At 74.0% G+C, this 26,322-nt stretch carries 27 protein-coding genes and 1 pseudogene; 13 read left to right on the top strand and 15 right to left on the bottom strand.

Annotated features, from left to right (window positions below; genetic code table 11):
• Positions 1 to 22: 22 nt before the first annotated feature.
• Both AB0L34_RS12230 and AB0L34_RS12225 read left to right on the top strand, forming a co-directional pair.
• Entirely contained in the window at positions 23 to 250 is a 228-nt protein-coding gene (locus AB0L34_RS12230; RefSeq protein ID WP_363704272.1) for a hypothetical protein, read from the top strand.
• Positions 247 to 591, top strand: a complete 345-nt coding sequence (locus AB0L34_RS12225) for a hypothetical protein (RefSeq protein WP_363704270.1) — start codon at positions 247 to 249, stop codon at positions 589 to 591. Before AB0L34_RS12230 ends, AB0L34_RS12225 begins: the two co-directional genes overlap by 4 nt.
• A 100-nt stretch (positions 592 to 691) precedes the next feature.
• On the opposite strand, the gene AB0L34_RS12220 is transcribed toward AB0L34_RS12225, so the two are convergent.
• Positions 692 to 1,192 carry a PASTA domain-containing protein gene (locus AB0L34_RS12220; protein WP_363704268.1) on the bottom strand — a complete coding sequence of 167 codons (501 nt, stop codon included), beginning with the start codon at positions 1,190 to 1,192 and terminating at the stop codon, positions 692 to 694.
• 145 nt (positions 1,193 to 1,337) lie between these two features.
• Between AB0L34_RS12220 and AB0L34_RS12215 the strand changes: the two genes are divergently transcribed.
• Complete coding sequence (locus AB0L34_RS12215; protein ID WP_363704266.1) at positions 1,338 to 1,538, top strand: hypothetical protein; 201 nt, start codon at positions 1,338 to 1,340, stop codon at positions 1,536 to 1,538.
• Between the two features lie 213 nt (positions 1,539 to 1,751).
• On the opposite strand, the pseudogene AB0L34_RS12210 reads toward AB0L34_RS12215, so the two are convergent.
• Positions 1,752 to 2,080: pseudogene (locus tag AB0L34_RS12210) on the bottom strand (SDR family oxidoreductase); the annotation flags it as partial.
• Positions 2,077 to 3,051, bottom strand: coding sequence for an LLM class F420-dependent oxidoreductase (locus AB0L34_RS12205; protein ID WP_363704292.1), 975 nt, complete (start codon positions 3,049 to 3,051; stop codon positions 2,077 to 2,079). The pseudogene AB0L34_RS12210 and the gene AB0L34_RS12205, both read right to left, overlap by 4 nt.
• A gap of 148 nt (positions 3,052 to 3,199) precedes the next feature.
• Between AB0L34_RS12205 and AB0L34_RS12200 the strand changes: the two genes are divergently transcribed.
• Positions 3,200 to 4,414, top strand: a complete 1,215-nt coding sequence (locus AB0L34_RS12200; protein WP_363704264.1) for a low temperature requirement protein A — start codon at positions 3,200 to 3,202, stop codon at positions 4,412 to 4,414.
• An 87-nt stretch (positions 4,415 to 4,501) separates the two neighbouring features.
• Entirely contained in the window at positions 4,502 to 5,383 is an 882-nt protein-coding gene (locus AB0L34_RS12195; protein WP_363704262.1) for a DUF1028 domain-containing protein, read from the top strand.
• 130 nt (positions 5,384 to 5,513) lie between these two features.
• Here AB0L34_RS12195 and AB0L34_RS12190 read toward each other — a convergent pair whose 3' ends face one another.
• Positions 5,514 to 6,182: a maleylpyruvate isomerase N-terminal domain-containing protein gene (locus AB0L34_RS12190; protein ID WP_363704260.1), complete on the bottom strand. Its 669-nt coding sequence runs from the start codon at positions 6,180 to 6,182 to the stop codon at positions 5,514 to 5,516.
• A 123-nt stretch (positions 6,183 to 6,305) separates the two neighbouring features.
• Between AB0L34_RS12190 and AB0L34_RS12185 the strand changes: the two genes are divergently transcribed.
• Positions 6,306 to 6,758: a YbhB/YbcL family Raf kinase inhibitor-like protein gene (locus tag AB0L34_RS12185; RefSeq protein WP_363704258.1), complete on the top strand. Its 453-nt coding sequence runs from the start codon at positions 6,306 to 6,308 to the stop codon at positions 6,756 to 6,758.
• A gap of 101 nt (positions 6,759 to 6,859) precedes the next feature.
• Here AB0L34_RS12185 and AB0L34_RS12180 read toward each other — a convergent pair whose 3' ends face one another.
• Complete coding sequence (locus tag AB0L34_RS12180) at positions 6,860 to 7,747, bottom strand: phosphatase PAP2 family protein (RefSeq protein ID WP_363704256.1); 888 nt, start codon at positions 7,745 to 7,747, stop codon at positions 6,860 to 6,862.
• An 87-nt stretch (positions 7,748 to 7,834) separates the two neighbouring features.
• On the opposite strand from AB0L34_RS12180, the gene AB0L34_RS12175 reads away from it, so the two are divergent.
• Positions 7,835 to 8,521 (top strand): DUF3159 domain-containing protein, encoded by a 687-nt coding sequence (locus AB0L34_RS12175; RefSeq protein ID WP_363704254.1) that lies wholly within the window; start codon positions 7,835 to 7,837, stop codon positions 8,519 to 8,521.
• A 204-nt stretch (positions 8,522 to 8,725) separates the two neighbouring features.
• Here AB0L34_RS12175 and AB0L34_RS12170 read toward each other — a convergent pair whose 3' ends face one another.
• The gene (locus tag AB0L34_RS12170; RefSeq protein ID WP_363704252.1) at positions 8,726 to 9,337 is read right to left on the bottom strand and encodes a CGNR zinc finger domain-containing protein; all 612 of its coding nucleotides are present in this window, start codon (positions 9,335 to 9,337) and stop codon (positions 8,726 to 8,728) included.
• 85 nt (positions 9,338 to 9,422) lie between these two features.
• Here AB0L34_RS12170 and AB0L34_RS12165 point away from each other — a divergent pair, with 85 nt between their 5' ends.
• Complete coding sequence (locus AB0L34_RS12165; protein WP_363704250.1) at positions 9,423 to 10,016, top strand: hypothetical protein; 594 nt, start codon at positions 9,423 to 9,425, stop codon at positions 10,014 to 10,016.
• 269 nt (positions 10,017 to 10,285) lie between these two features.
• Here the strand turns inward: AB0L34_RS12165 and AB0L34_RS12160 are convergent, their stop codons facing one another.
• From AB0L34_RS12160 to AB0L34_RS12150, 3 genes are all read right to left on the bottom strand, one after another.
• A complete protein-coding gene (locus AB0L34_RS12160) occupies positions 10,286 to 10,699 on the bottom strand; it encodes a roadblock/LC7 domain-containing protein (RefSeq protein WP_350711208.1) in 414 nt (137 codons plus the stop codon).
• A 5-nt stretch (positions 10,700 to 10,704) separates the two neighbouring features.
• Positions 10,705 to 13,203 (bottom strand): nitrate- and nitrite sensing domain-containing protein, encoded by a 2,499-nt coding sequence (locus AB0L34_RS12155; RefSeq protein ID WP_363704248.1) that lies wholly within the window; start codon positions 13,201 to 13,203, stop codon positions 10,705 to 10,707.
• Between the two features lie 102 nt (positions 13,204 to 13,305).
• Positions 13,306 to 14,685 (bottom strand): FGGY family carbohydrate kinase, encoded by a 1,380-nt coding sequence (locus tag AB0L34_RS12150; RefSeq protein WP_363704246.1) that lies wholly within the window; start codon positions 14,683 to 14,685, stop codon positions 13,306 to 13,308.
• Between the two features lie 255 nt (positions 14,686 to 14,940).
• Here AB0L34_RS12150 and AB0L34_RS12145 point away from each other — a divergent pair, with 255 nt between their 5' ends.
• Positions 14,941 to 16,917 (top strand): chorismate-binding protein, encoded by a 1,977-nt coding sequence (locus AB0L34_RS12145; protein WP_363704244.1) that lies wholly within the window; start codon positions 14,941 to 14,943, stop codon positions 16,915 to 16,917.
• Positions 16,918 to 17,002: 85 nt separating this feature from the next.
• Here the strand turns inward: AB0L34_RS12145 and wrbA are convergent, their stop codons facing one another.
• Together wrbA and AB0L34_RS12135 are read right to left on the bottom strand one after the other, a co-directional pair.
• Complete coding sequence (wrbA, locus tag AB0L34_RS12140) at positions 17,003 to 17,620, bottom strand: NAD(P)H:quinone oxidoreductase (protein ID WP_363704242.1); 618 nt, start codon at positions 17,618 to 17,620, stop codon at positions 17,003 to 17,005.
• Between the two features lie 139 nt (positions 17,621 to 17,759).
• A complete protein-coding gene (locus tag AB0L34_RS12135) occupies positions 17,760 to 18,146 on the bottom strand; it encodes a DUF4190 domain-containing protein (protein WP_357458885.1) in 387 nt (128 codons plus the stop codon).
• Positions 18,147 to 18,310: 164 nt separating this feature from the next.
• On the opposite strand from AB0L34_RS12135, the gene AB0L34_RS12130 reads away from it, so the two are divergent.
• Complete coding sequence (locus tag AB0L34_RS12130; RefSeq protein WP_363704290.1) at positions 18,311 to 19,381, top strand: winged helix DNA-binding domain-containing protein; 1,071 nt, start codon at positions 18,311 to 18,313, stop codon at positions 19,379 to 19,381.
• Between the two features lie 133 nt (positions 19,382 to 19,514).
• Positions 19,515 to 20,249 (top strand): YsnF/AvaK domain-containing protein, encoded by a 735-nt coding sequence (locus AB0L34_RS12125; RefSeq protein WP_363704240.1) that lies wholly within the window; start codon positions 19,515 to 19,517, stop codon positions 20,247 to 20,249.
• Positions 20,250 to 20,309: 60 nt separating this feature from the next.
• Here AB0L34_RS12125 and ugpC read toward each other — a convergent pair whose 3' ends face one another.
• Genes ugpC through AB0L34_RS12105 form a run of 4 tightly spaced genes read right to left on the bottom strand, consistent with a single transcriptional unit; the run spans position 20,310 to position 24,644 of the window.
• Positions 20,310 to 21,515: a sn-glycerol-3-phosphate ABC transporter ATP-binding protein UgpC gene (gene ugpC, locus AB0L34_RS12120; RefSeq protein WP_363704238.1), complete on the bottom strand. Its 1,206-nt coding sequence runs from the start codon at positions 21,513 to 21,515 to the stop codon at positions 20,310 to 20,312.
• Between the two features lie 9 nt (positions 21,516 to 21,524).
• Positions 21,525 to 22,358, bottom strand: a complete 834-nt coding sequence (locus AB0L34_RS12115) for a carbohydrate ABC transporter permease (RefSeq protein ID WP_363704236.1) — start codon at positions 22,356 to 22,358, stop codon at positions 21,525 to 21,527.
• A 1-nt stretch (position 22,359) separates the two neighbouring features.
• The gene (locus AB0L34_RS12110; RefSeq protein ID WP_363704234.1) at positions 22,360 to 23,355 is read right to left on the bottom strand and encodes a sugar ABC transporter permease; all 996 of its coding nucleotides are present in this window, start codon (positions 23,353 to 23,355) and stop codon (positions 22,360 to 22,362) included.
• A complete protein-coding gene (locus AB0L34_RS12105) occupies positions 23,352 to 24,644 on the bottom strand; it encodes an ABC transporter substrate-binding protein (RefSeq protein ID WP_363704232.1) in 1,293 nt (430 codons plus the stop codon). The genes AB0L34_RS12110 and AB0L34_RS12105 overlap by 4 nt, the downstream gene beginning before the upstream one ends.
• A 213-nt stretch (positions 24,645 to 24,857) precedes the next feature.
• Between AB0L34_RS12105 and AB0L34_RS12100 the strand changes: the two genes are divergently transcribed.
• The gene (locus tag AB0L34_RS12100; RefSeq protein ID WP_363704230.1) at positions 24,858 to 25,436 is read left to right on the top strand and encodes a DsbA family protein; all 579 of its coding nucleotides are present in this window, start codon (positions 24,858 to 24,860) and stop codon (positions 25,434 to 25,436) included.
• 176 nt (positions 25,437 to 25,612) lie between these two features.
• Positions 25,613 to 26,317 (top strand): VOC family protein, encoded by a 705-nt coding sequence (locus tag AB0L34_RS12095; RefSeq protein WP_363704228.1) that lies wholly within the window; start codon positions 25,613 to 25,615, stop codon positions 26,315 to 26,317.
• Positions 26,318 to 26,322 lie beyond the last annotated feature (5 nt).

The raw sequence follows: 26,322 nt of genomic DNA, 5'->3' as shown, positions 1-26,322 counted from the left end.
CGAGGCTGGGAGAATCGGCGGCGTGGCTGACGACTTCGTGAAGACCGACCGAAACATCAAGGTCACCCTCGACCTTGACGACCAGCTCACGTGGGGCGAGCTGATCCGCTTTGTTGAGCTTGCCAAGACTGCGGGCAGCATCTCGCCCGATCAGCCGGTGGGCATTGACTACGACCCGAACGAGAGCATGCCGGTCATCACCGGTCTCCACGCCTACCTCGACGCCGAGAACCTGTCCCAGGGCCGATGATCTGGCGCAACGGCCACGAGTACGGCACCGCCAGGGAGATCGCGGCCCGCCTTGGCGACGACGTCACCGAGGCCCGCATCCGCGACTGGGCCCGCCGCTCACGCAACTCGGCCGACCCGCTTCACGGCCAGCTCCCCGCCCACCACGTTCCCGGCCGCGGTCGGGGTACCACGTGGTACCGCCTGGACCAGGCCGCCGCCGTCGAGGCCACCACCCGGCAGACGAAGGGCGGGGCCGGCGCGACGCGGCACACAGCGCGCCGAGTTGACGCCAGCCGCCTGACCGAGCGAAGATCGCATCACACATCCACCGACAGGCGGAGTGTGCCCGCAGCCCGGTAGAGCCCTACGGCTCCCGGGCTGTTCTGCGTCCGGGGTCGGGACGCGCGGGCCGGGGGGAGCGGGCAAGCCGCTGTGGTGGCCGGCCTGCCCGCATACCCCGTCACCCCTCCTTGGTGCAGGTCAGCACGATCGTCCGGTCGACACGGACCTTCACGCCCGCCTTCGTGCTCTGCTTCGTCACCGTCCAGTTCGGCGGGTACAGCACGATCTTGTCGTCGGTGTCCTGGGAACCGAAGGTGATCTTCGTGAAGCCCAGCTCGCTGAGCGTCTCGTAGGCGATCTGCGCGTTCTCCCCGACCAGGTTGGGCATCTTCACCTCAGCGACGGTGGGGGAAGGGGAAGCCGTGGCGGCGGTGCTCGATGGCGCTGCCGGCGCGGCCGGCGCCGTGGTGGCTGGGGCGCTCGGCGCCGGTGCCGTGGTGGCCGGGGCGGTGGTGAGCACTGGCTGCGCGGCCGGCTTCTTCTCCGGCTCGCTACCGCCGCCGCCGACGGCAGCCCCAACGATCCCGCCCACGCAGCACATCGCGACGAGCCCGCCAACGACGAGGCCGATGATCGCGCCCTTCGACAGCCGCGGCTTCGACGACGGCGGCGGCGGCATTAGCGGCTGGGTGGGGTCAGGTTGGGGAGGTGGTGGATAAGTCATTCGGCCAGCCTGCACACCCTGGTCACCTGCGGTAAATCCGCCGGCCGGTCACTAACGGTGTCGATCGCACGACACGGTGACAGTGTCAGAGGAGATCCGGATGAGCGACCTCGCCCCCAGCCCGGCCAAGGTGGACATCACCGTCGCCGGCCACACCGTCATCGTCGAAGCCGCCGAACCCCTGGACGTCGTCGCCACCAAGGCCCTCGACCTGTTCCGCCAGACCAGCGAGGACGCCCGCCGCTCGCCGGTCGGCTTTGGCGCCCCGCCCGCCCACGTCGAGCTGTCCGCCGACCCCTGACCCGGCCCGGCGCCGTGAGGTGACCCATGGGCATGGCCCCCTTCACCGACGACGAGCGACGCCTCGTCACCGAGCTGCACGCCGAGGGCCACGGCCGCAACGAGATCAGCCGCCGCACCGGCATTCACCAGAAGCGTGTCTCCGCCATCGCCGTCGAGCTGGGGCTGTCCTTCCGCCGCGGCGGCGCCCGCACCGCGACGGCCACCGAGGCCCGTTCACCCGCCATGCGCGGTCCCAGCCGGCGTCATCGACCTCCACTCCCCCGCTCGTGGTTACGCCCGCGTTCGCGCAGAACAGGTCGATCCTCCCGTACCGCCGTTCGGTGTCGGCGACCAGCGCGCGGACCTGCTCCTCGTCGGTCACGTCCAAGGCGGCGGCGTGGGCGACCGGGCCGACGCCGTCGGCGACCGCGCGGGCCGCGTCGGCGTCGAGATCGGCCACCACCACGGCGGCAGCGCCCTCGGCGGCGAACCGCCGCGCCAGGGCCGATCCGATGCCGCCGGCCCCACCGGTGATCACACCACCCGGTCGGTGAGGTTCACCGCGACTCCCCCCGGCCCAGGCGCGTGATCAGGTCAGCCAGCGCCGCCGTGCCACCCGCAGTCACCTCGGGGGTGGGCAGCAGGGCCAGCACCGGCACATCGATCCCGGCGTCGGCGTAGCGGCGGACCTGCTCACGGCAGTGCTCCGGCGAGCCGTGCAGCACCAGCGCGTCGACCACCTCGTCGGGCACCGCCGCGCTGGCGCCCCGCCGGTCCCCGGCGGCCCAGGCCCGCCACATCGGCCCGAGCACCTCCTCCCGGCCCAGCCAGCGGTGGAACTCGGCGTACGCGGGAACGGTGAGATAGCTGGTGATCAGCCGGCGGGCCAAAGCGCGGGCGTGCGCGGCGTCGGAGGTGGGGCAGACGAAGATCCGGGCGACCACCTCGAATCCCGGGCGCCGCTCGCCCACCTCGGCGAGCGCCCGCGGCACGTCACCCGCGGCGAGCCAGTTCAGGATGACGCCGTCGGCCTCCGCGCCGGCCAGCCGCAGCATGCCCGGGCGCAGCGCGGCGAGCAGCAGCGGCGGCGGCACGGCCGGCGGCCGTTCCAGCCGGAACCGACGCACGGCGAAGGTGTCGTACGCCTCGTCGACGGTCGCGCCGGACAGCGCCGCCCGCAGGAAGCGCAGCACGTCCCGGGTGCGCCGGAACGGCTCGTCGAACGGCACGGCGTTCCAGTTCCGCACGACGACCGGCGAGGACGCGCCGACGCCGAGCGCGAACCGGCCGGGCGCGGTCTCGGCGAGCGCGGCGGCGCTCATCGCCAGCAGGCCGGGCCCCCGGGTGAAGACCGGCGTGATCGCGGTGCCCAGGCGCAGCCGCGGCTGCCAGGCGGCGGCGAGCGCCAGCGGGGTGAACGCGTCCGCCCCGGCGACCTCGGAGGACCACACGTCGGTGAACCCGGCCCGGTCGAGGGCGGCGTAGACCGCGGCGTGGTCGGCGAGCGGGATGCCGTCCAGCGGCACCGTCATGCCCCATCGGGTCGTCATCGGTCGATGGTGCCCGCCGGCTGTCACCCGGATCAAGATCCCGCCCCTGTTTCCCGGTAGCCGGGCGGTCGGGCGGTCGGCGGTGTTACGACTGCGGGATGGGCGCACGTGACGGCGGGGCGAGCTGACCATGGCCACCCACGAGGCGGGACGCCGGCTGCCCTCGGCCGTCGACGCCGGCCGGGCCACGTTCCTCGAACTCTTCTTCGACCTGGTGTACGTCTTCGCGCTCACCCGCATCTCGGTCCGCTCGTTCGAGGACCTGGCGCTGGAACCCGGGGGCGCCCGGGGCTGGGGCGCGGTCACCGGCGGCGCCAAGACGCTGCTGCTGCTCCTCGCGCTCTGGGCGGTGTGGCAGGGCACCTCCTGGACGACCAGCCGGTACGACCCGCACCACGCCTGGTTGCAGGCTGTCGTCATCACCGCCCTGGTGGCCAGCATGGTGATGGGGGTGGCGATCACCCGGGCGTTCAGGGAAACCGGGCTGATGTTTGCCGTGGCGTACGTGGCCGCGCAGCTCTCCCGCCCGCTGATCCTGCTGCTCGCCCTGGGCTCGCACCCGTACCGACGGCTGAACCTGCGGATGCTGCTCGTCTTCAGCGCGACCGGCACGCTCTGGATCATCGGCGCGTTCGTGCCGACCAATCCGCGGGTGCTGCTGTGGACCGCCGCGCTCGCGGCCGAGTACCTGGCCGCCCGGTTCGGCTGGCCGGTGCCGGGGCTGGGCCGCTCGACCGTCTCCCGGTGGGACATCGCCGGGGAGCACCTGGCCGAGCGGTACCAGCAGTTCTTCCTCGTCGCGCTCGGCGAGACGATCCTGGTCGCCGGCCTCGCCTACAGCGAGGGCCCGTCCGGCGGCGGGCACACGCTCGCCTTCGCCCTGGCGCTGGTCACGTCGATCGTGCTGTGGCGGATCTACGTGCAGCGGGCCGGGCAGATCCTCGCCGAGGCCGTCGTGCGGGCCCGGCACCCGGCCAGCATCGGCCGGTCCGCGGCCGACACCCACCTGGTCATGGTGGTCGGGCTGACCGCCACCGCGATCGGTTACAAGCTGGTGATCGAACACCCGCTGGACCGCCCGGAGGCGGCCTGGCTGGCGATGGTGCTCGGCGGGCCGGTGCTCTTCCTCGCCGGCCGGGCCCGGTTCGAGTACGAGGTGTTCAGCCGGGTGTCGCCGTCGCGTTGGATCGCCGCCCTCGTGCTGCTGGTCCTGATGCCGGTGCTGCTGCGCACCGTGTCGCTGGTGGCCGCGGCCGTCGCCGCCGCGCTGCTGACCGCGGTCGCGGTCGCCGACGCCCGCCGGGCCCGGGGCGCGCCGCCGGAGGCCGCGGCGCCGCCCTTCTGAGCCCCGGGTGAACCGCCGGGCCCGCCCCCGTCAGGAGGTCGCATCCAGCACCGGCGATGGCCGCCGGCTGCGAGCTAGTCTCCTGGCATGACCTTCTCGCTCGTCGCCCGCTCCGACGACGGCCGCCTGCACGGCGTCGTCGTGGCCAGCAGGTTCCTGGCCGCCGGCGCGCTGGTCCCGGCCGCCGAGGCGGAGGTCGGCGCGCTCGCCACCCAGGCGCACGTCAACCTCGCGTACCGGCCGCAGGGGCTGACGCTGCTGCGCACCGGGGTGGCCGCGGCCGACGTGGTCGCCGGCCTCGTCGCCGCCGACCGCGACCGGGACCACCGTCAGCTCGGCGTGGTCGCCGCCGCGGGCGCGGGCGCGACCTGGACGGGCGCGGCCTGCCACCCGTGGGCCGGCGGCCAGGCCGGCGACGGCTGGGCGGCGCAGGGCAACATCCTGGCGGGCCCGCAGGTGATCGACGCGGTGCGGGACGCCTGGCTGGGCGGGGCGGCGCTGCCGTTCCCCGACCGGCTGCTCGCCGCGCTGCGCGCCGGGGACCAGGCCGGCGGTGACCGGCGCGGCCGGCAGAGCGCCGGGCTGCTGGTGGTCGAGCGCGGCGGCGGGTACGGCGGCACCGGCGACGTCCTGGTCGACCTGCGGGTCGACGACCACCCCGATCCGGTGACCGAGCTGGGCCGGCTGCTCGCGCTGCACACCCTGCTCTTCGGCCGGCCCGATCCGGCCACTCTGCTCGACCTGACCGGGGCGGTGGCGACGGAGGTCGGCGGGCTGCTGGCCGCGCTGGGTCTGTCGGTCGACCCGGACCGGCCGGAGGAGGCGCTCTTCGCCTGGGCCGGGATGGAGAACCTGGAGGAGCGGCTGGTGCCCGGCCGCATCGACCCCGTGGTGCTGGACCACCTGCGCAAGGCGGTGCCACGGGTGCCCGCGCCGCGCGCGGCGGCGGACCCGCTCGCCGCCACCTGACCCGCGTCGCCCGGCGACGACCGTCCCGGGGGACGGGGCGGGCGCGCGGGGAGACGGCGACCAGCCCGGCCCGGCCTCGCCGGTCGCCGGGACGCGACGACGGCTCGCGTGGTCGGCGGGAGGAGACGGGTCAGCCGCCGAAGGAGAGCCAGCGGAAGCCGGTGGCGCCCAGGACGGCCCGCTCCCGGGCGGTGAGGTCCGCCCGGCCCGTGGCCTTGCGGATCAGCGTGAGCCGGTCCCAGCCCAGCTCCGCCGGAACGGGTCGCCCGCCGGTGAGCAGGCCGGCGACGACCTCCGCCGCGGTGGGTGTCAGCCACGGCTGCCGGTCCAGCGTCGCCGCCAGGTCCAGGCCGTGCACCCCGACCTCCACGACGCGGGTACGCAGGAACTCGGTCAGCGCCATCGCGTCGCCGTGGCGGGTGCGCACCACCCGGCCGGGCGGCTGGGCGTCGACGGCGGCCAGGGCGTCCCGCCAGGCCCGGTCGAAGTCGGCCACCAGGGCGGGACCGTCGAGTTCCCGGGCCTCCCGCCGGCCGCTGTCGATGCGGGCGGCGTCCACCGGCGGGGTGAACTTGGCGGCGCCGTAGTACGCGGCGGCGTCGACCTCGGCGCGGGGCGGGGCCGGCGCGGCGAGCATGTCGACCAGCCGCCCGGCGCCGGTGCGCACGTGGGCCAGCAACTCCCGCACGGTCCAGGGGCGGCAGTCGGTGGGGCGGTCGAGATCCGCCTCGTCGACACCGCGCAGCACCTCGCCGAGCCGTGCGCACTCGTCCCGGAACGCCGCCCGTACCCGCTCCACCGGTCCTCCCCCGTCCGTGGCTGCCGCCCCGACCCTCTCACACCGCCGATCGGCGGCGGCGAGGCCGTTTCGGCGGTCGCCGGGCGGGTACGCGCGGCCGGGCCGAGGAGAGGAGCGCCACCGATGGCCGGGATCATGCTGCGCAGCACCGCGTTCAACGACCACGACATGTTGCCGACCCGCTTCTCCCGCGAGGGAGGCAACGTCTCACCGCCGCTGGAGTGGTCGCAGGTGCCGGAGTCCGCGACCGAGCTGGTCCTCTTCGTCGAGGACCCGGACGCCGGGAAGACCCCGTTCCTGCACTGGCTGGTGACGGGCATCGCCCCCACCGCGGCCGGGGTGCCCGAGGGTGGGGTGCCTCTGGGCGGCCGGGAGTGGCCCAACGACTTCGGCACGACCGGGTGGGGCGGGCCGCACCCGCCGCAGGGCGACGATCCCCACCGGTACTTCTTCCGGCTCTACGCGCTGGACCGGCCGCTGGAGCTGCCCGACACGCCGCACGCCGACGACGTGCACCGCACGCTCGTACAGCGGGACATCGCGAGCGGGACGATGGTGGGCACCTACTCCCGCTGACGCGGGCGCCACGCCCGCCCAGAGGCGGCGAGCCGGGGCGACCCGGTGCCGGGAGGCAGCGGGGCCGCTGTCAGCCCTGCCGGGAGGCGGCGGGGCCCGGCTCAGCCCTTGACGCGGGGCACCAGGCGGTGGACGGCGGCGAGCACCAGCGCCATCACCACGCCCATCGTTCCGGCGATGCCGGCGGCGCTGCCGGCGTACCCGACGAACAGCGGCCGGCGGGCCAGCTCGTCGGGCGGGGTGGCGCGCAGGTCGAGCAGCCAGGCCAGGGCGAGACCGCAGGCGACCGCCGCCAGCGCGCCGCCGATGCCGAGCACCGTGGCGGCGACCCGGTGCGCGTCGGCCGACTCCACCTGCGCCTGTTCGCGTTGTGTGACCAGCAGCAGCAGCCCGGCCAGCGCCGCCCACACCCCGACCACCAGGAACGCCGCCACCGCGTCGCTGGGCCGGTGCCAGCCGGCGGAGAGGGTGGCGACTCCGGCGACCGCGGCGTAGCCGGCCCCGAGGAAGGCCCCGAGCGCCCGCACCTTTTGCGGCAGCACGAGCACCAGGGCCACCGCGACCGACGCGGCGACGGTGGCGTGCCCGCTGGGCAGGCTGTTGCCGGCGTAGATCCGCTCCGGGTCGATGCCGAAGTCCGGCCGGGCCAGTGCGTACTTGAGCAGCTGGGTGGTGCCGTTCGCGCCGGCGATCAGCAGGGTGGCCGTGACGGCGAGCGCGATGCGACCCCGGATCAGCGCGATGAAGCCGATCACCGCGGTCGCCGCCAGGAGCGACACGACCGACATGGCGTTGAGGATCCGGTCCACCGGGCCGTCGATGCGGTCCTGACCTATCCGGTTGCCGGTCAGAGCGACGGTGTCGACCCACTGGCCCGCCTCGATGTGCAGGGCGACCCGCCACACGGCCAGGAAGGCGGCTGCCTGAACGATCGCCAGGACGACCAACCAGACTGCGGTCCAACCCCTCGGCGTCGCTCGCACCCGCACACCGTAGCGGCCAGCCCGCCCCGGCCACCCGCTGGCCTGCCCACCGGCGCCGGATAGGTTTGGGGGGCGGACGTGAGGAGGTGGCGGGTGGTCAGCACACCGGAGCGCGGGTCGTCCCCGGCGGACCGGCCGGAGAGCCTCGCCGACCTGCTCGGCGGGCGTCGGGGCGCGGTCGACGCCACCCTGCCGCCGGTGGCGTTCGCGGTCGGTTGGCTGGTCGGCGGCCACTCGCTGTGGGCCGGGGTCGGCGCGGCGGTCGTCACGGGCGCGGCGCTGGCCGGCTGGCGGTTACGGCGGGGCGACCGACCGCGCTCGGTGCTGGTCGGGCTGTTGGCGGTCTGCGTGGCCGCGCTGGTCGCGTTGCGCACCGGGCGCGCCGAGGACTTCTTCCTCGTCCAACTGCTCTCCAACGCGGCGAGCGCGCTGGCCTGGGTCGTCAGCATCGCGGTGCGCTGGCCGCTGCTCGGGGTGGTGGTGGGCGTCGCGCTCGGGCAGCGCAGCCGGTGGCGGCGCGATCCGGCGCTGCTGCGCGCGTACGGCCGGGGCAGTTGGGTGTGGGCGGCGACCTACGTGCTGCGGGTGCTCGTGTTCCTGCCGCTGTGGCTCGGCGGCCAGGTGGTCGCGCTGACGGTCGCCCGGGTGGCGCTGACCTGGCCGCTGGTGGCGACCGCGCTGGCGGTGAGCTGGGTGGTGGTGCGCCGGTCACTGCCGGCGGGTCACCCGGGGCTGCGGCATCCGGTCGTGCCGGCCGTCGCGGTCGCAGCGGAAAGATGAGGGAGAGGCCGCCACGGGGGGAGCGGCCTCTCCGGTGACGTACGTTACTCCGTCGCGGTCCCGTGCGTGATCCCGTGACGGCCTGTTTTTGCGGGCTTTTTCGCGCCCGTTGCGTATCCGGGTGGTGGGGTGGGTCGGTCCGTTCCGCCGCGTCGGCCGGAGGCCGGCCCACCGCCCCGCCCCTTCAGGTGGAGTGACGGTTGGTCAGTCCGGCTGCTGGCGGGCGGCATAGGCCCGTACCTTGGCCCGGTTGCCGCAACTGGCCATGCTGCACCAGCGACGCCGGCCCCGCCGGTCGAGGAAGAGCCATCCACAGTCGACGGCCGGGCAGGCGCGTACCTCGGTGCGGGCCGGGGTGCTGAGCAGGTCGGCGGCGGCCCGGGCACCGGCCAGCAGCGGCAGCAGCAGACCGACGTCGTCGGGCAGCGTCCAGTGGGCGAGCCCGTCCTGGTCCGATTCCAACACTGCCACGGCGGCGGCCCGCTGTGCCTGCTCGGCGACGTGCCGGAAGGCCGCGGTGTCGCCCGGGTCGAGCAGGACGTCGTGCAGCGCGGTGCGCAGCAGCCGGGTCGCCACCAGTACGTCGTGTGCGGCGGCCGGGTGGCGGCGACCGTGTTCCCGGAGTCGACCGACGGTGGTCGGGGTGAGTAGCTGGACGTGCCCGGTCCACACCGCCAGACGGTCGTAGTCGCGAAGCCACTCCCGTTCCGGGCTGGGTGGTGCCGCCCAGCCGGCCCAGGTGTTGCAGAGCTCCAGGGCGGGATGCCCGCCGACCGGGGCGGGCATCGGATAGCCCTCGACGTTCACCCAGTGCATGTCGACAGTGTGCCTTGACTCGGCGCAGTTAACCAGTACTGTCAGCAACACCGGTTAGCTGACATTTACTGGTTAGGTGATGAACATGCGCCTGGGAAAGATCGTCAGTCGGTCTCTGCTCGGAATGCTGATGGTGTCCACGGCCCTCGTGACCGCTCCCACCGGCCCGGTGGCCGCTCGGGACATCGGATCCCAGGCGACCGTGTCCGGTTGGCGAGGCTGGGCCGGCAACCGCCCCGAGCCCTGGCGTCCGTCGATCCAGGAGGAATGGACCGGGCCGGCCGGCCGCTACTGCTCGTTCCCGCTCCACGTCCGCGTCGTCTCCCAGGACGTACGGGTCCGGGTGCTCGCCCGGTATGCCACCGGGGCCGTCCGACGTGAGGAGTACGCCGGCCCGCTGACCGTGGACTTCGTCAACACCGACACCGGGAAAACCGTACGCCGGGACGCGGGCGGCTCCGGACTGCTCGAATACCGCCCGGACGGCGGGTGGCTGCGCTACACCATCGTCGGGCCGGCGGGGTTCGGCTTCCGGTTGGGGGACCGCTACCCACGTGGCTACTACATCCTCGACGGGCTGCATGTCATCTCGATCGATCCGGCCGGCACCCGTCGGCTGACGCTGGGGATCGGCCGACAGGACAACGTCTGCGTCGCTCTCGGTGACCCGACCGCCTGACCACGGCGACCCGGTGAAGGTGGTGGGTGGGGACGGCCGACGTGCAGCTCTGCGTACTCGGGCCACTGACCGCACACCGCGGCGGGGCGGAAGTGGCGCTCGGTGGCCGGCGACAGCATGCTGGTCGCGCACGACGTGACGATGCTGGAACGGGGGCAACCCGCTGCGTCACGACCCTGACCGGCGCGCTCGGTCACATCGACGCCGCACGGCCCGACCTCGACGTGACGCGAGGGCCGAGGTCACCCGCGTCACGCCGTCCGCCGTCGTCAGCGAGGCAGGGCCTGCTGCAGTTCCGCCCGCAGCGCCGGGGTGAGCATCTCCCCCGCCTGCTTGGCCAGCCGCGCCATCTCGTAGCCGACCACGCCGATGTCGGCGTCCGCGCCGGCCAACGTGGCCAGGATCGACCCGTCACGCACCTGCATGACCAGGAAGTAGCCGCGCCCCATCTCGACGACCGTCTGCTTGACCACGTCGCCGTCGAACATCTGGGCGGCGCCCGCGGTGATGCTCATCAGCCCCGACGTCACCGCGGCGAGCTTGTCGGCGTTGTCCCGGGGCAGGTGGTCGGAGATCGCGACCAGCAGGCCGTCGGAGGAGACCACGATGGCGTGCGCCACTCCCGGCACCCGCTGTGTGAATCCGCTGACCAGCCAGCTCAGGTCGCGGGCCTCCTGGCTCAACGTCGTCATCGATCTCCTCCTTCGGGGCGCACGCCGCCGGGCGGCATGAATATCTCGGTGGTGTCCTCGGCTTCGGCCCGCCGGACGCCGCTGTAGAGCCGGGACAGCATGCCGCCGACCGCCTCCGGGTCCGGGTCGTGGCGTGCCACCGGCTGTTGCGGCCGCGCCGGCTGCGTGACGGCGGAGAGCTGGGCCATCGGCACCCGTACGGGCAGCCCGCGGGCGTTGGTCCCGCCGGTCACCGGGACGACGGGCGGGGTGGGCGAGGTCTCCCGCACCGGGGCCGGCGCCGGGCCCTGGCGGGACCACCAGCCCCCGCCCGTGGGCGGCCCGGCCGCCGGCGCGGGCACCTCCTCGGCCGCCACCGGCCGGGTCTGGTGGGGCACGGCGGCCTCCGGGCGCCGGCCGGCCACCGGCATCTCGTCGGGCGACGGCGCGCCGGCCCAGGCGACCGCGGAGGTCAGCATCCGCGCCGGGGCGGACGCGCCCGGCTCCGTCGCCGGCGCCGGGGCCAGCAGGTCACCGGGCAGCCTGATCCGGGCGACGAGGCCGGCGTTCGCGCCGCCGTGCAGCCGCACCTCGACGCCGAGCCGCGCGGCGAGGTGGCTGACCACGAACAGGCCCATCCGCTCGACGGTCGCGACGTCGGCCGCCGGCGGCGTGGCGAGGACGGCGTTGGCCTCGGCCAGGGCGGCCGGGCTCATGCCGAGGCCCTCGTCGGCGATCTCGACGACCGCGCCGGCGCCCTCGGCCCGGGCGGTGACGGCGACGACCGTGTCGGGGCGGGAGAACGAGGTGGCGTTCTCCAGCAGCTCGGCGAGGACGTGGACCAGCTCACCGACGGCGTGGCCGACGACGTGCAGATCGGCGACCCCCTCGTGGCGCACCCGCTGGTACTGCTCGATCTCGGCGCTGGCCGCCAGCAGCACCGCGCCGAGCCCCACCGGCCGGTTCCACCGGCGCGTCGACTCGGTCCCGGCCAGCACCAGCAGGCTGTCGTCGTTGCGCCGCATGCGGGCGGCCAGGTGGTCGAGCTTGAACAGGTTCTCCAGCTGGTCCGGATCGCTCTCCTCGCGTTCCAGGTCGTCCAGCAACTCCAGCTGGCGCTCGACCAGCACCTGGCTGCGCCGGGCAAGGTTGACGAACATCGCGTTGACGTTGCGCCGCATGGTGGCCTGCTCCACGGCGACGCTGACCGCGCTGCGGTGCACCGCGACGAACGCCTCGGCCAGCTCGCCGATCTCGTCGAGCGAGCGGACCACCGCCGGCGGGACCTCGATCGTGGGGACGCCACCGGTCACGGTACGCAGCCGGTCCAGGGCCTCCGGCAGCTCGAGCTGGGCGATCCGCAGGGCCTGACCGCGCAGCAGCCGCATGGACCGGGCGATGGACCGGCCGACCAGGACGGAGATGAGCAGGGCCACCAGCAGCACCGCGACGACCACGCCGACGACCAGCAGCGTCGTGCGCAGCTGCGCGGCGCTCACCTCGTCGGCCTGTCGTACGGCGTCGTCGAGCACCGACGCCTCGACCCGGCGCAGCAGCTCCTGGCGCTGCTCGCTGGCCGCCCACCACTGTGGAGCGGGCAGCACGGCCGGCTGGGCGCCGCCCGTCGGCAGGCTCTGCTCCTCCAGCCGGGTGGCGGCCAGGAACGCCGGGTCCACGGAGGTCTCGTCGTAGCGGCCGATCTGCGCGGCCGTCGCGGCCACCCGGAACGCGCCCAGCGCGGTGAGCTGCTGGGCCCGCAGGTCGGTCAGGACCACCTGGTCCTCCACGCCGTACCGGCCGGACCGGGCGGCCTCGTAGAGCTGGGCGCGGACCCGGGAGGACAGCTCCTTGACGCGGGCGAGCTGGACGTAGCGCAGCACCGCGTCGCTGAGGGCGGGCTGGTCCTCGCCGGGAGACGGCTCGGCGAGGAGGCTGAGCAGCGCGTCGACGGCGCGGTGGTAGTTGCTGAGGATGGTGTCGCTGCCCAGCACCGCCGGGGGGATCGCGGCCCGGATGTAGACGACCTGCTGGTACGCCTCCAACGCCTCGGAATAGGCGACCCGCCAGGACGCGTCGGCGTCGGCCAGCGGCTCGGCCGCGCGGCGCAGCTCGCGCAGGGCCTGGTCGGTGGCGCTCTGCAACGGTTTCAGCGCGACGATGGCCGCGTCCCGGTCGGCACCCGCGCCGCTGCGCCGCAGCTCGCCCAGCTCACCGGCGGCCCGGTCCCGCTCCTGCTGGAGCTGGTGGATCACGGCGGTGATCTGCCGGCCGATGCCCACCTGCCGGGCGAAGTCGCCGAGCGCGGTGGTCTGCCCGACCAGGGCGTGGGTCTGCACGCCGGCCAGCACCAGGAACGCCACCGAGGGGATGACCAGCACGGTCGCGAGCTTGGTGCGCATCCGCCAGTCCCGCAACCGGAACGGCGAACGGCGCCGGTGCGGGACGACCCGGACGTCGAACCGGCGCCGGCGGTGGTGCGGCACCTCGCCCCGTGCCGGGCCCGGACCTGCGCCCACACCTGCCTCCTACGTCCCTCGCGTCCGCCGCGGCGACCCGGGGAACGGAGTCCATCCAATCAGGCCCGCGAGCTGTGTCAACGGGCCGGGCTGAGGTGCGACTCAGGAGGGTGAGGCGGGCTCGTCCGTCCGGCCGATGTCGGCGAGCCGGGTCGCGTCGCCGACGCGACCCAGCGCGACCAGCGCCGCACCGCTCGCCCCGACCTCCGGGTTACGCCCGTGCCACACGGGCCGGGGCGCGAGCGCGGCGGCGAACGCCGAACGCCACCAGCGTGAGGCGGCCACCGCTCCCCCGCCGAGCACTACCTCGACCGGCTTGTCGACAGTGGACTCCAGCACCGCGAGATCCTCGGCGACCAGGTCGCACAGGCCCCGCATCAGCCCGGCCAGGATGTCCACGGCGGTGCTGCCGAAGCTCAGCCCCCGCAGCTCGCCGGAGCCCGCCGGCACCAGGCCGGGCGGCCGGTCGCCGCCGAAGCGGACGTTCACCGGCAGGCGGCCGTCGGGCGGCAGCCGGGCCAACGCCGCCTCCAGCTCCGCGCCCTCGGGCAGCCGCAGCTCCCGGTTGGCCCAGGCGAACAGGTTGCCGCCGGAGGAGTACGCGGCGCCGGTCACCACGTGGTCGTGGTCGACCCGGTAGCGCCACAGCGTCTCCGGCAGCGGGGGCAGCTCCTCGCCCGCCGGGCCGCGCTGCATCAGCCGGACCGCCGCCGAGGTGCCCACGGTCACCGCGACCCGGTCCGGGGCGACGCAGCCGGTGCCGACGTTCGACGCCGCGCCGTCGCCCACCGGCCCGGCCCACGGCGCGTCGGTGAGCTGGGGCCAGCGCCTCGCGTACGCGGGCCGCAGCCGGCCCCGCCACCGCGCCGGGGCCAGCTCGGGCAGCTCCTCGGCCCGGCTGCCGGCCAGCGCGCAGGCCTCGGCGTCCCAGTCCAGGGTCCGCACGTCCAGCAGCCCCGTGCCGGACGCCAGGGAGATCGACATCGGCGCGGCGTCGAGCAGCTCGCCCAGCACGTACTCGGCCAGACCGGCGAACCGGGCGATCGGGCCGCCGGTGTGCTCCCGCAGCCAGGGCAGCCGGATCGACCAGTAGCAGCGGTGCCACCACGCGCCCGTGCGCTGGTGGAAATCGTCCGGGTCGGCCGGCCCCGGCACGCCGGGCAGAGCCGCCGGCCGGGTGTCCAACCAGGTCAGCACCGGCCCGAGGGGCGCACCGTCGGCGCCCAGGGGAACCACCGAGTGCCACTGCGCGGACGTCGCCACCAGGGACACGTCCCGCAGGTGCCCCGCCGCGGCCAGCTCGTCCAGGCACTCGACCAGGCAGGCCAGGTAGCCGGGGCCGTCCAGCGTGCCGGTCCCGTCGTCGTGCACGACGAGGCTCACCCTGCGCCGGGCCAGCGCGCCGGGCAGCGGGCGGGCGTCCACGTCCAGCACGAGCCCGCGTACCGACGAGGTGCCCAGGTCGAGCGCGAGAATGTTCATCGACGGCCAAATTACCCGCTGCGCCGTGCTGCGGCGTCCCAGCGGGTGAGCCGTACGCCCGATCGGCTTCCCGGCCCGCGGGCCGCCGCGTAGGGTGGTGCCATGCTCGCGCACCTGACCTGCTGGTGGCCCGCCGACCCGGCGGCCATCCCCCGCGCGTAGCTTCCCACGCGGCCGCCCGACGAGGCGGCCGCCGGTCTCTCCCCGGCCCTCCCGGTCGCCCCGCCCGGGTGCCGCCCGGCCCGAGGAGACCCCATGACCCACCTGCCCGAGCTGCTGGCCGCCGTCGCCGCCGGCGCCGACCCCGGCCCGTTCGCGCTCGTCCGCCGCGAGGGCGCCGACCACCTGGAGCTGTTCACCGGCACGGTACGCGTGGCGGAACGCCTGGCCGACATCCCGCTGCCCGACGGGCCGCCCGGCCCCCGCACGCTGGCGCTGGTGCCCTACCGGCAGGTCACCGAGCGGGGCTTCGCCTGCGTCGACGACGGTGTACCGCTGGAGTGCCTGGAGATCACCCGGCACGAACGGATCGGTCTCGGCGAGGCCCTCACCGCGCTGCCCGACATGCCCGTGCGCACCACCGGCGCCGGCTTCGACGTCAGCGACGACGCGTACGCGGCCACCGTCGGCCGGGTGCTCGCCGAGGAGATCGGGCGCGGCGAGGGCGCGAACTTCGTCATCCACCGCTGCCTGCGCGCCACCGTCGAGGGGCCGCCGCTGGTCGCCGCGCTCGCCGCGTTGCGCCGGCTGCTGTCCGGCGAGCGCGGGGCGTACTGGACGTTCGTGGTGCACACCGGCACCCGCATCCTGGTGGGCGCCAGCCCGGAGCGGCACGTCAGCGTCGACGACGGGCTGGTCATGATGAACCCGATCAGCGGCACCTTCCGGCACACCGGCGCGGACGCCGACCGGGGCGCGCTGCTGCGCTTCCTCGCCGACCCCAAGGAGGTCGAGGAGCTGTACATGGTGCTGGACGAGGAACTGAAGATGATGGCCACCGTCGCCGAGCACGGCGGCCAGGTGGTCGGGCCGTACCTCAAGGAGATGTCCCACCTGGCGCACACCGAGTACCTGCTCGCCGGCCGCGGCACGAAGGACGTGCGGGAGGTGCTGCGCGAGACGATGTTCGCGCCCACCGTCACCGGCAGCCCGATGGAGAACGCCTGCCGGGTGATCGCCCGGCACGAACGCACCGGGCGGCGCTACTACGCGGGGGTACTGGCGCTGCTCGGGCGCGACGACGCCGGCCGGCAGAGCCTGGACGCGCCGATCCTGATCCGGACCGCCGAGATCTCCCCCGCCGGCGACCTGCGGGTACCGGTCGGCGCCACCCTGGTCCGGCACTCCACGGCCGAGGGCGAGGTGGCCGAGACGCACGCCAAGGCCGCCGGCGTGCTCGCCGCGCTGGGCCTGGGCCCGCAGGCCCCCGCGGCCGGCGCGCGCCCGGCGGTACGCCTCGCCGACGACCCCGAGGTCCGCGCGGCGCTGGCCGCCCGCAACGCGCCGCTGGCCCGGTTCTGGCTGGACCAGCGCGCCCCGGACGCGCCCGGCCTGCCCGGGTTGGCCGGGCGTCGGGTGCTGATCGTCGACGGCGAGGACACGTTCACCGGGATGCTCGCCCACCAGTTGGGCGCGCTGGGCCTGGCGGTGACGCTGCGGCCGTGGCACGCCGCCGGCCCCGTGGACGGCTACGACCTGGTGGTGGTCGGTCCCGGTCCGGGCGACCCGGGCAGCACGACCGAGCCGAAGATGGTCGCGATGCGCGGCCTGCTCGCCGGGTTGCTCGCCGAGGGCCGGCCGACCCTGGCGGTCTGCCTGGGCCACCAGCTGCTGTGCGGCCTGCTCGGGCTGGCGCTGCACCGCCGGGACGCGCCCTACCAGGGACTCCAGCGGGAGGTGCGGCTCTTCGGCACGCGGCGCCGGGTCGGCTTCTACTCGACGTTCACGGCCCGGGCGGACGCCGACGGGCTGACCACCCCGTACGGGCCGGTCGAGGTGGCGCGCGACGGCGCGGACGGCGCGGTGCACGCGCTGCGCGGGCGGGGCGTGGCGGGGGTGCAGTTCCACCCGGAGTCGGTGCTCAGCCCGGACGGCCTGGCGGTCCTGGCCGACCTGCTGTCCGGGCTGCTGCCGTCCCCCGCCGGGCACCTGTCGACGGTCGGGGAACGGTCGCCGGCCGGGGACCTGCCCGCGACCGGCGAGCGGTCGGCGGCGGCGGCCGAGCGTGCATAGTCGTCCCGATCGGGGGTACGGCTGGATGCGACCGGCGGGCCGGGCGGGTCGAGAGCCCCCGTCCGGACCGCCGGTCGTCGCCGGCTCAGCCGGCCAGGCCGGCCTTCAGCGCGGCACCGATCTGCACCGCCCGCTTCGTCGTCAGGGCGGTGGCGCCGAGGGCGATGTCGTCCGGCGCGGTCTCGCCGTTGTTGCTGGTGTGCGAGGCGCCGTACGGGTTGCCGGCGACGAACTGGCTCGGGTCGGTGTAGCCGGGGGTGACCACCACCCCACCCCAGTGGTAGAAGACGGTGAACAGCGACAGCAGGGTCGCCTCCTGGCCGCCGTGGGAGGTGGCCGTCGTGCAGAACGCGGAGTAGACCTTGTTCGCCAGGGCGCCCTGCGACCACAGCGGCCCGGTGGTGTCGATGAACTGCTTGAGCTGGGCGGCCATCACGCCGTACCGGGTCGGCGTTCCGAAGATCACCACGTCCGCCCAGGACAGGTCGTCCAACTGGGCCTCCGGGACCTCCTGGGTCTCCATGCGGTGCGCGTGCCAGCCGGAGTTGGAGCGGATCGCCTCGTCCGGCGCCAGCTCGCGCACCTTGCGCAGGCGCACCTCGGCGCCGGCCTCACCGGCGGCCTCGCACGCCGCCTGCGCCATCTGGTACGTGATGCCGGTCGCGCTGTAGTAGATCACCGCGACCTTGGTCTGGGCAGCCATCAGGTGTTTCCCTCCTCATGTCGGGTCAGCTCCGGCGACTACCCGTTACTTGCGGCGTCAAACGGCCGGCGAGATCCCCGGCCCACCCGACCAGCGAGATGCCGAACGCATGATGATCAGGGGAAGATGCCCCAGCGGGTCAGTCCAACCGGTCGCGCAGGTCGTCGACCTGCCGCTGTATCCGGTCCACGGCGCTCTCGTTGTTGAGAAAAGTGGTGATCCCGGCGGCGAAGGCCAGCCCGATCAGCACCGCCAGGGCGCTGAGCACCAGGCCGCCGAGCGCCACGCCCCGGCCGGTCACCCCGGGCCGGCGGGCCATCTTGAGCCCGACGATGCCGAGGATCACGCCGATGATGCCGAGCAGCAGGCCGATCCAGGACAGGATCACGGTCAGCACGCTGATCAGCGCGGCCACCCCGAAGACCAACGCGAAGGCCGCGGCGGCGCTGGTCTTGGCCGACGGGCCCGCCCGGCCGGCACGGGTCGGTGCGCCGGCACCCCGGGCCGGCTCGCTGGACGCAGTCATGTCGCTCCCTCCGGGGCGCGTGACGCGCCCGCCGGCGGCCGGTTTCCCGCTGCGGCGGCCGTCATGCGTCGGATGTCGGGGGCCGGTCCTAAGCTGTGGCCCTGCCCCGACCCGAGGAGCCCGACCCCGTGGACCTGACCGGCCGTGAGGCGCTCGCGCTGCGGATGACCAGCCTGCTGCTGCGCCCGCACCCCACCGCCCACCCGGGCGGGGTCGCCGACGTGGTGGAGTGGTTCGGAGCCATGCAGGCGCAGGACCTGGCGAGCGGCATGTGGTCGCTCGGGGTCCGGCTGCCCGCGCTCGGGCACGCCGACGTGCACGCCGCGCTGGAGCGCCGGGAGGCGCTGCGCACCTGGCCGATGCGGGGCACCGTGCATCTCGTGCCGCCCCGCGACGTCCGCTGGATGCTGGAGCTGACCGGCGTACGCTCGCTGGCCGCCGCCGCGACGCGACGCGCGCAGCTCGGGCTGACCCAGGCCGACGCGGACCGGGCGGTCGACGTGCTCGGCGCCGCGCTGGCCGGCGGCGGCCGGCTCACCCGGGCGCGGTGCCTGGCGGCGCTGGAGGCGGCCGGCATCGGCACCGCCGGGCAGCGCGGCTACCACCTGCTCTGGTACGCGAGCGTGCGGGGCGTCACCTGCCTCGCACCGAACGTGGGCACCGAGCAGACCTTCGCCCTGCTCGACGAGTGGGCACCCGCGCCGCACCGACCCGACCGGGACGAGGCGCTGGCGATCCTCGCCCGCCGCTACGTCCGCGGCCACGGGCCGGTCACCGACCGGGAGTTCGCCGGCTGGACGGGCCTGACGCTCACCGACGCCCGCCGGGGCCTCGCCGCGGCCGGCGACGCCCTGGCCCGCGTGCGGGTCGACGGGCAGGAGGTGCTGGTCGACGCGGCCCTGCCGGACGCGCCGCGCGCACCGGTCGACGACGACCCGCTGGTGCTGCCCGGTTTCGACGAATACCTGCTGGGCTACAAGGACCGTTCGCTGATGCTCGACGCCGCGCACCGGGACGCCATCGTGCCGGGCGGCAACGGCGTCTTCCAGGCCACGGTCGTGCGCGGCGGCCGGGTCGTGGGCACCTGGAAACGGACGGTCGGCCGGGACCGGGTGGCCGTGAGCGTCCGCCCGCTGGCGCCGCTCGACGCGGCGCAGCGGGCCGGGGTGGAACGCGCCCTCGGCCGCTACGCGACCTTCCTCGACCGCGCACTCCACGTCGACTGGGCGGCCTGAGTCGCCCACACCGTCCCCATCAGTCCCGGCGGCCCCGACCGCACCCTACTGCTCCTATTCACTGGGCCACCGACGAATCCGCTCCGGTCGGCCGGGTATCCACCCGGCGACACGAGAGGGAGGTAGACGATCCATGAAGCTCAGCGCACAGCAGGCCAGTTCGCTGTACGGACAGGACGTCAAGGACCGCTCGGGTTCGAAGATCGGCAGCGTGGGTCAGATCTGGACCGACGCCGCCGGCGAGCCGACCTGGGTCAGCGTGAAGACCGGCGCGATGGGCCGAAAGGAGTCGATGGCTCCGCTGGACAAGGCCCGGATCACCGACGGCGGGCTCGCGGTCGACTACGACACGTCCACCGTGAAGAACGCCCCCGCGGTGGACGCCGGCACCGACGAGCCGCTGAACACGGCCCAGATCGAGCAGCTCTACGCCCACTACCACCTGCAGCCGCAGGGCGCGCCGAGCGCCGCCCGGGGGCGGGCGCCGGCGGCGGGCGAGGACCTGATCCGGTCCGAGGAGCGACTGCGGGTCGGCACGGAGAGCCAGCCGGCCGGTACGGCGCGGCTGCGCAAGTACGTCGTCACCGAGGACGTGCACACCACCGTGCCGGTCGAGCACGACGAGGTGTACGTCGAGCGGGAGCCCATTGCCGCCGGCGACGCCCGCGGTGTCCGCGCCGACATCGGCGAGGCCGAGCAGGAGATGACCCTGCGCGCCGAACGGCCGGTGGTCGGCAAGGACACGGTGCCCGTCGAGCGGGTCCACCTCGCCAAGGACGAGGTCGTCGAGCAGCAGCCCGTCGACGACCAGATCCGGCGGGAGCGGATCGAGGCGGAGATCCCGGAGGCCAGCCGGCGACGCCGCTGACCGCCGAACGGCAAGGGGCGGGCGGGTCAGCGCGACCCACCCGCCCCGCACGTCGCCGCGTCAGTCGGCGAGCGCGCCGGCGGCGCGTCCCTCGTGCAGGGTCAGGTTGCGCCCGTTCGACGGGTCGAACAGGTGGATCTTCTCCAGGTTGAACCAGACCCGCCGATGCTGCCCCTCCGCCACCGGCGACTCGGCCGACAGCCGGGTCACCAGGCTGGCGCCGCCGCCGCTGAAGTCCGCGCCCGCGTCGGCCGCCAACTCCTCCAGCTCGGCGGCGCTGGCCCGCTCCCCCTCGACGCTGAAGTAGACGTACTTGTCGGAGCCCATCGACTCGACGATGTCGACCGGCGCCTCGAACTCCATGCCCCGGCGGCGGGTGTCGTCGTCGATCAACGCGGCGTCCTCGAAGTGCTCCGGCCGGATGCCGAGGATCAGCTCACGCGGCGCGTCGCCGCCGGACAGCTCGCGCCGGATCCGCTCGCCGATCGGCACGTCGCCCAACGCCGTACGCAGCGTGCCGTCCTCGACAACCGCGTGCAGGAAGTTCATCGACGGCGAGCCGATGAACCCGGCGACGAAGAGGTTGCGCGGATGGTCGTACAGCTCCTGCGGCGGGCCGACCTGCTGCACCGCGCCACCCCGCATGATCACCACACGGTCGCCGAGGGTCATCGCCTCGGTCTGGTCGTGGGTGACGTAGACGGTGGTGGTGCCAAGCTGCTTCTGCAGGCGCGACACCACGGTGCGCATCTGCACCCGCAGCTTCGCGTCCAGGTTGGACAGGGGCTCGTCCATCAGGAACGCCTTCGGCTGCCGGACGATCGCCCGGCCCATCGCCACCCGCTGGCGCTGGCCGCCGGAGAGGTTCGCCGGCTTGCGGTCCAGCAGCGCGGACAGCTCCAGGACCTTCGCCGCCTCCTCCACCTTCTGGTTGATCGTCTCCTTGTCCAGCTTCGCCAGCCGCAGCGGGAACGCCATGTTCTCCCGCACCGTCATGTTCGGGTAGAGGGCGTACGACTGGAACACCATCGCGATGTCCCGGTCCCGGGGGGCCTTGTCGTTGACCCGCTCGCCGCCGATGCGCAGCTCGCCGGAGCTGATGTCCTCCAGGCCCGCGATCATGTTCAGGGTGGTGGACTTCCCGCAGCCGGACGGGCCGACCAGGATCACGAACTCGCCGTCGGCGATCTCCAGGTCGACGTCCCGCACCGCCGTGGTCCCGTCCGGGAACCTCTTGCTCACCTTGTCGAGCACGATGTCAGCCATGACTACCACCTATCCCTTGACTGCGCCGGAGGTCAGGCCGGAGACGATGCGGCGCTGGAAGAAGAGGACGAACAGGATGATCGGAATGGTGATCACCACGGCGGCGGCGCAGATCGCCCCGGTGGGGTCCTCGAACTGCGACTCGCCGGTGAAGAACGACAGCGCCACCGGCACCGTGCGGGCCCGCTCGGTGGAGGTCAGCGTGATGGCGAAGAGAAAGTCGTTCCAGCAGAAGATGAAGACCAGGATCGCCGTGGTGAACAGCCCCGGCGCGGCCAGCGGGGCGATGACCCGCCGGAACGCCTGGCCCTGCGTCGCGCCGTCCATCTTCGCCGCCTTCTCCAGGTCCCACGGGATCTGCTTGAAGAACGCCGACAGCGTGTAGATCGCCAGCGGCAGGGCGAAGGTGATGTACGGCAGGATCAGCCCCGGCCAGGTGTCGAAGATGCCGAGCTGCCGTTCGATCTCGAACAGCGGCGACACCAGCGACACCTGCGGGAACATCGCGATCAGCAGCGAGACACCGACCAGCAGCTTCTTGCCGGGGAAGTCCAGCCGGGAGATCGCGTACGCGGCCATGGCGCCGAGCACCACGGCGATCGCGGTGGCGATCAACGCGATGCCGATCGAGTTGACCAGGGCGCGGACGAACTGGTCGGTGGAGAAGATCGTCCGGTAGTTGTCCAGCGTCCACTCGCGCGGGATGAACTTCCCGTCCGTCAGGGTCGCCGGGGTCTTGAACGACAAGGACATGATCCAGAGCACCGGCACCAGCGCGAAGACGACCACGATGGCGTCCAGCAGGCCCCAGCGCAGCTTCGCCCGGGTGGTGGTGTCAGCCATTTCAACGCCTCTCCCCGTCGTCGCTGCCCGGAGCAGCGGTACCGAACAGCTTCACGAAGACGAAGGCGATGATCGCCACGGCGATGAAGATCAACACCGACATCGTCGACCCGATGCCGAGGTTCAGGCCCCGGATCAGGTTGTTGTAGGCGAGCATCGACACCGACGAGGTCTCGTTGCCGCCCGCGGTCAGCACGAAGATGTTGTCGAACACCCGGAACGCGTCCAGCGCGCGGAACAGCAGCGCGACCAGGATCGCCGGCTTCATCACCGGCAGCATCACCTTGGTGAACCGCTGCCAGGCGGTCGCACCGTCGGTGGAGGCGGCCTTGAGCAGGTCCTCCGGCACCAGCGCCAGACCGGCCATCAGCAGCAGCGCCATGAACGGCGTCGTCTTCCAGATCTCGGCCAGCATGATGATCGCCAGGGAGCTGGCCCGCTCGGTCAGCGGCGCGCCGTCGCTGAACAGGTTCGCCAGGTAGCCGGTGCCGGGCGTCCACGCGTACCGCCAGGAGAACGCCGCGACCACCGTGACGATGCCGTACGGGATCAGCGCCGCGGTGCGGACGATGCCCCGGCCGACCAGCGTGCGGTGCATGATCAGCGCCAGCCCCATGCCGAGCACCAGCTCGACCGCGACGGTGACCACGGTGATCAGCGCGGTCACCCCGAACGCCGTCCACCAGAACTCGTTGGTCAGCACGGTGACGTAGTTCTCCAGCCCGATGAACTCGCGCTCGTCGGGGAAGCGCAGGTCGAAGCGCTGGAGCGACAGCCAGACCGAGTAGAGGATCGGGTACGCGGTCACCAGCACCATGACCAGCGCGGCGGGGGCGCAGAGCAGCCAGCCCAGCCGGCGCTCGGCCTTCTTGTTCTCGCTCAGCGGGGCCTTCCGGCCGCGACCGCCCCGCTGGGCCGGCACCGCGGCGTGCCGACCGGCGGGGCGCTCGGCCTGCGCCGTGGCGTCGGCGCCGGCGGGCGTGGCGTTGACGCTCACGGCAGGACCCCCTTCGAGTCGAGGGCGTCGGCGATGGCGTCGCGCAGCTCGTCGGCGGTCTGCTGCGGCCTGATCGCCGACGGCGGCGACAGGATCGCCGACATGACGGTGGAGATGCTCTGGTACGCCGGGGTCAGCGGCCGGACCGCCGGGTCCTTGAGCTCCTCGAGGATGGTCTCCTTCATCGGGTACGCCTCGGCCATCTCCGGGTCGTCGTAGACCTTCTCGATGGTCGGCGGCACGCCGTCGTTGATCGCCGAGAACTTCTGGTTCTTCTCGTTGCGGATGCACCTGGCCACCTCGAAGGACTCCTCGGGGTGCTTCGAGTACGCGCTGACGGCCATGTTGACCCCGCCGATGGTGACCTTGCTCGGGGTGTTCCCGTCGATGCCCGGGATCCGCGCCCAGCCGACCTGCTTGGCCAGCTCCGGATTGGCCTCCTGCATCGCCGGGTAGACGAACGGCCAGTTCACCTGGAACGCGCCGCTGCCGGACTGGAACTCCAGCCGGACGGGGTCCTCGGTGGCGTTGCTGAACGACGGCGACGTCACGCCCGACGTGGCGAACCGCTGGAGCTGCTCCAGCGCCCGGACGGTGCCGGCGTCCATCACGGCCTGCTCGCCGTCGTCGCTGAGGATCTTGCCCCCGGCGCTCTCGGCGAGGGTGTTGTAGAGGACGACGAGGCCCTCGTACTGCGCGCCCATCGTGAGCACCTGGTACGGCTTGCCCTGCTGCTTCAGCTCCTGGGCGGTGGAGATCATCTGGTCCCAGGTCTTCGGCGGCTCGGGGACGAGGTCCTTGCGGTACCAGAGCAGTTGCACGTTGGTGTTCTTCGGCGCGCCGTAGAGCTTGTCCTGGTAGCGGGCCGTCTCGAGGGGGCCGGCGAGGGTGCCCTGCTCCACCTCGGCCTTGTCCTGGCCGGTCCACTCCAGGATCCAGTCGGCGCTGGCGAACTCCTGGGTCCAGGTGACGTCGAGGCCGAGCACGTCCATGCCGCTGTCCTGTGCCGCCAGCCGGCGGACCAGCTGCACCCGCTGGTCGTCCGCCTGCCGCGGCAGCACCCGGTAGGCGATCTTGTAGCGCCCCTGGGCCTGCGCGTTGCAGTCGTCGACGACCTTCTGCAGGTTCTGCTCCGGCGGGTAGTACAGGTTGATCGTGGGCGTGCCGCCGTCCCCGCCGGAGCCGCAGGCCGCCGCCATCGGCGCCACCAGCGTCAGCGCCGCGGCCGCGGCCACCGCGCGTACGCGTGGCCGTCCCCGGCGTCGGGCCTTGTCAGGGTCGCTCACCACCCCTCCCCTCATGTCGGCCAAAGCCGGGGTGATGCTCCGTGCCCCGGCGCACGGCGGAACGATCAGGGCGTTGACCTGCGGATCCGCCGCCCCGACGTTTCGTGGCCCCAACACTGCCCGACCTGCGAAGTCGCGAAACCTGACGCTGGTGAGACGACCCCGACAGGGGCCGGGTGTGGTGCGGGTCCGCCGGGCCGCCCGTAGGCTCGGTCGATGGACGCCACCTTCTTCTTCGACCCCGCCTGCCCGTGGACCTGGCGCACGTCCCGGTGGCTCGTCGCCGTCGCCGACGCCCGCGGTCTGCACCTCGAGTGGCGGGCGTTCAGTCTGGCCATCCTCAACGAGGGGAACGTCGCGCCGCAGTTCGCCGAGGCGATGTCCGCCTCCAGCCGGGCGCTGCGGCTGGTGGAGGCGCTGCGCGCCGACGGCCGCCACGACGACGTCGCCCGGTTCTACGCCGAGGTCGGCGCGCGCAGCCACGACGCCGGCAACCCGCTGTCGCCGAAGATCGTGGACGCGGCCGTCGAGGCGGCGGACCTTCAGGAGGCCGCGCCGGCCCTCGACGACGACCGCTGGGACGACGCGGTACGCGAGTCGCACGCGCTGGCGTACGCCTCCGCCGGCCCGGACGTCGGCTCACCCGTGCTGATGCTGCCCGGCGCCGAACGCGGCATCCACGGCCCCATCCTGACCGAGGTCCCCGGCACCGACGACGCCCTGACGATCTGGGATTGCCTGCTTCCCCTGATCCGGATGCCCGCCTTCCACGAGATCAAGCGCGCCCGCCACTGACCCCCCGCCTCCCGCCTCACCCGTTGATCATGAGGTTGTTGGGGCGGATTGTCCGCTTCGTTGTCGCTAACTTCATGATCAACGGGGCGGATGGAGGCTGGGGCGGAGAGGCGGACTGGTCGGCGGAGCGGGCGTGGCGGGGCGGGTCGGGCGGGGTGGGGCGGGATGATGGGGGCGTGATCGCGAGTTTCAAGGACCTCTGCCTGGACGCCGACGACCCCCGCGAGACGGGGGCCTTCTGGGCGCGGGTGCTCGACGGCGACGCGGTGGACCTCGGCGACGGGGACACCCGGGTCGACCCCCGGGCCGCCCGGTCCGGTGCCGAGTCGATCTGGGTCAACCAGGTGCCCGAGCCGCGTACGGTCAAGACCCGCGTACACCTGGACGTGCGCCTGGCCGAGGCGGACCCGGCGGCGCTGCTGGCGGCCGGCGCCCGGCTGGTGCGTGAGCCGGACGCGGAGATCGGCTGGTGGGTGCTGGCCGACCCCGACGGCAACCTGTTCTGCGCGTTCCCGCCCCGCGAGGGCACCCGGCCCGGGCCGTTCGAGCTGATCGTCGACGCGGCCGACCCGGCTGCTCAGGCCGCCTGGTGGGCCGGGGTGACGGGCGGCAAGGTCGAGGCCGGCGACGCGGGCGCGGCCTCGGTCGTGGGCGCCGCCGGCTTCCCGTGGGACTGGTGGGTCTTCGACCCCGTGCCGGAGCGCAAGACGGTCAAGAACCGGATGCACTGGGACGTCGACCTGACCGACCCGGAGCCGACCGCGCTGCTCCGGGCCGGCGCGACGCTGCTGCGCGAGCCCGACGACGCGGTCCGCTGGTGGGTCCTGGCCGACCCCGAGGGCAACGAGTTCTGCGCCTTCGCGCCGCGTCCCACCCCGTGAACGTG

The organism is Micromonospora sp. NPDC052213 (genome assembly GCF_040679695.1).
In the GTDB taxonomy this organism is placed as follows: Bacteria; Actinomycetota; Actinomycetes; order Mycobacteriales; family Micromonosporaceae; genus Micromonospora.
Note: the sequence above shows the minus strand (reverse complement) of the source record. Positions and strands in the feature narration are given on the sequence as shown.